Origin of the sequence: Streptococcus sp. (genome assembly GCF_019414905.1) — a bacterium.
In the GTDB taxonomy this organism is placed as follows: Bacteria; Bacillota; Bacilli; order Lactobacillales; family Streptococcaceae; genus Streptococcus.
In genome coordinates this window covers 1-3,525 of record NZ_DXLC01000016.1, presented here as the reverse complement: position 1 = coordinate 3,525, position 3,525 = coordinate 1, and the positions used below count along the sequence as shown (strand labels likewise).

The following is a 3,525-nucleotide window of genomic DNA, read 5'->3' as shown; positions in this document are numbered from 1 at the left end:
CTTGCCGTACTCAAGTACAGCCTGTGGCTAGTTTCCTAGTTTGCTCTTTGATTTTCATTGAGTATAAGCTATTACAAAAAGGTAGTCAGATTTTTTCAGAAAAATGTTTTATAAATATTCACAAATCTACTATATTTATGGTAAAATAGAATCATCATTTTATTTTGGAGTCAAAGATGAATATATTTAGAACAAAAAATGTTAGTTTAGATAAAACGGAGATGCATAGGCATTTGAAGTTATGGGATTTGATTTTGTTAGGTATCGGAGCTATGGTAGGGACAGGTGTCTTTACAATTACAGGTACTGCAGCTGCAACGCTTGCTGGTCCAGCACTAGTGATTTCAATCGTCATTTCTGCCTTGTGTGTGGGATTATCAGCCCTCTTTTTTGCAGAATTTGCTTCGCGAGTACCCGCTACAGGTGGTGCCTACAGTTATCTCTATGCTATTTTAGGAGAATTCCCTGCCTGGTTGGCTGGTTGGTTAACCATGATGGAGTTCATGACAGCCATATCTGGTGTGGCTTCGGGTTGGGCAGCTTATTTTAAAGGCTTGCTCTCTCAATACGGGATAGCCCTTCCTCAGGCTTTAAATGGTACCTTTAATCCTCAAGCAGGAACGTTTGTTGATTTATTGCCTATTCTTGTCTTGGTATTGGTGACCTCGCTTGTTTTACTCAATGCTAAAGCAGCCTTACGCTTTAATTCTATTCTAGTTATTTTGAAATTCTCGGCTTTAGCTCTCTTTGTTTTAGTAGGAATTTGGCATATCAAACTTGATAATTGGAGTAATTTTGCTCCTTATGGTTTTGGACAAATCTATGGAGCTAGTACTGGTATTATGGCTGGTGCCTCCTTAATGTTCTTCGGTTTTTTGGGATTTGAATCCATCTCTATGGCTGTAGATGAGGTCAAGACTCCTCAAAAAAATATTCCTAGAGGGATTGTCTTATCGCTTTCTATCGTAACCATTCTTTATGCCTTGGTGACGCTTGTCTTGACTGGTGTGGTTCACTATAGTCATCTAAATGTCGATGATGCCGTTGCCTTTGCCCTTCGTAGTGTTGGGATTAGTTGGGCAGCCAACTATGTGTCATTAGTGGCTATCTTGACCTTGATTACAGTTTGTATTTCGATGACCTATGCCCTATCGCGTATGATTTACAGTTTAGCACGTGACGGCTTGATGCCTGCTGCCTTTAAAGAACTAACGAAGACTAGCAAGGTACCCAAAAATGCGACTATCTTGACAGGTCTAGCTTCAGCAGTAGCAGCAGGAATGTTCCCACTAGCTAGTATTGCAGCCTTCTTAAATATTTGTACTCTAGCCTACTTGATCATGCTGGCTTATGGTCTGATTCGCCTACGGAAAGAAAAAGGAATGCCAAAAGCTGGGGAATTTAAAACTCCCTTGGTACCCCTGTTACCAATTTTATCGATCATCATTTGTTTGTCCTTCATGTTGCAGTATAATATGGAAACTTGGATTGCTTTCTTGATTGCTTTGTTGATAGGAAGTTTTATTTACTTCACTTATGGCTATAAGCATTCTACCATAGAAGAATAATACTCTTCGAAAATCTCTTCAAACCACGTCAGCTTCGCCTTGCCGTATATATGTTACTGACTTCGTCAGTTCTATCCACAACCTCAAAACGGTGTTTTGAGCAACCTGCGGCTAGCTTCCTAGTTTGCTCTTTGATTTTCATTGAGTATATAAAGTGAGAATCTGTTGAGTTGTTGAAACTCAGCAGATTTTTATATGTGAAAGAAATTTCAAATTTTTTCTAAAAATATCTTGACAGATTAAATTTTTAGGAGTAGAATGTTTACTAGTTAATTAAACGGTTAAGGAGTTGTTCATGAAGAAACAAAATTTATTTTTAGTCTTGTTAAGTGTTTTTCTTTTATTGCTAGGAGCCTGTAGTCAAAAGGAAAGCCAGACAGGAAAGGGGATGAAAATTGTGACCAGTTTTTATCCTATCTACGCTATGGTTAAGGAAGTGTCAGGTGACTTGAATGATGTTCGGATGATTCAGTCAAGTAGTGGGATTCATTCTTTTGAACCTTCGGCAAATGACATCGCGGCCATCTATGATGCAGATGTCTTTGTTTATCATTCTCATACACTCGAATCTTGGGCAGGAAGTCTGGATCCAAATCTAAAAAAATCCAAAGTTAAGGTTTTAGAGGCTTCTGAGGGAATGACCTTGGACCGCGTCCCAGGGCTAGAAGATGTGGAAGCAGGGGATGGAGTTGATGAAAAAACGCTCTATGACCCTCACACTTGGCTAGATCCTGAAAAAGCTGGTGAAGAAGCTCAGATTATCGCTGATAAACTTTCAGAGGTGGATAGTGAGCATAAAGAAACTTACCAGAAAAATGCGCAAGCCTTTATCAAAAAAGCTCAAGAACTAACTAAGAAATTCCAGCCTAAATTTGAAAAAGCGACTCAGAAAACATTTGTAACACAACATACAGCCTTTTCTTATCTAGCGAAGAGATTTGGACTTAATCAACTTGGTATTGCAGGTATCTCTCCTGAACAAGAACCAAGTCCACGACAACTTACAGAAATTCAGGAATTTGTTAAAACATATAAGGTTAAAACAATTTTTACAGAAAGTAATGCTTCTTCAAAAGTAGCTGAAACTCTTGTCAAATCAACAGGTGTGGGTCTTAAAACTCTGAATCCTTTAGAGGCAGACCCACAAAATGACAAGACTTATTTAGAAAACCTGGAAGAAAATATGAGTGTTCTAGCAGAAGAATTAAAGTGAGGAAAGAATGAAAATCAATAAAAAATATGTAGCGGGTTCAGTGGCAGTTCTTGCCCTAAGTGTTTGTTCCTATGAGCTTGGACGGTATCAGGCTGGTCAAGTTAAGAAAGATTCGAATCGAGTTGCTTATATAGATGGTGATCAGGCTGGTCAAAAAGCAGAAAATTTGACACCAGATGAAGTCAGTAAGAGAGAGGGAATCAACGCCGAACAAATCGTTATCAAGATTACGGATCAAGGTTATGTGACCTCTCATGGAGACCATTATCACTACTATAATGGCAAGGTTCCTTATGATGCCATCATCAGTGAAGAACTGCTGATGAAAGATCCGAATTATCAGTTGAAGGATTCAGACATTGTCAATGAAATCAAGGGTGGCTATGTGATTAAGGTAGACGGGAAATACTATGTTTACCTTAAAGATGCGGCTCATGCGGACAATATTCGGACAAAAGAAGAGATTAAACGTCAGAAGCAGGAACACAGTCATAATCATAATTCAAGTACAGATAATGCTGTTGCTGCAGCCAGAGCCCAAGGACGTTATACAACGGATGATGGTTATATCTTCAATGCATCTGATATCATCGAAGATACGGGTGATGCTTATATCGTTCCTCATGGCAATCACTTCCACTATATTCCTAAGAGTGACTTGTCTGCCAGTGAATTAGCTGCTGCCCAAGCCTTCTTATCTGGAAAAGGTGGGCAATTAAGTACGGTTGAATATCGTTCAAGCAG

Annotated in this window: 3 protein-coding genes; all 3 read left to right on the top strand. The window is 39.0% G+C overall.

The genetic code is table 11. The annotated features are described in order from the left end of the window. The first annotated feature begins 176 nt into the window (after positions 1 to 176). Positions 177 to 1,568, top strand: coding sequence for an amino acid permease (locus QZ359_RS00305; RefSeq protein WP_293947433.1), 1,392 nt, complete (start codon positions 177 to 179; stop codon positions 1,566 to 1,568). Positions 1,569 to 1,863: 295 nt separating this feature from the next. After that, complete coding sequence (gene adcAII, locus QZ359_RS00300) at positions 1,864 to 2,781, top strand: zinc-binding lipoprotein AdcAII (protein ID WP_293947431.1); 918 nt, start codon at positions 1,864 to 1,866, stop codon at positions 2,779 to 2,781. Between the two features lie 7 nt (positions 2,782 to 2,788). Next, positions 2,789 to 3,525 (top strand): pneumococcal-type histidine triad protein (locus QZ359_RS00295; protein ID WP_293947430.1); only part of this gene is annotated, 737 nt, incomplete at its 3' end.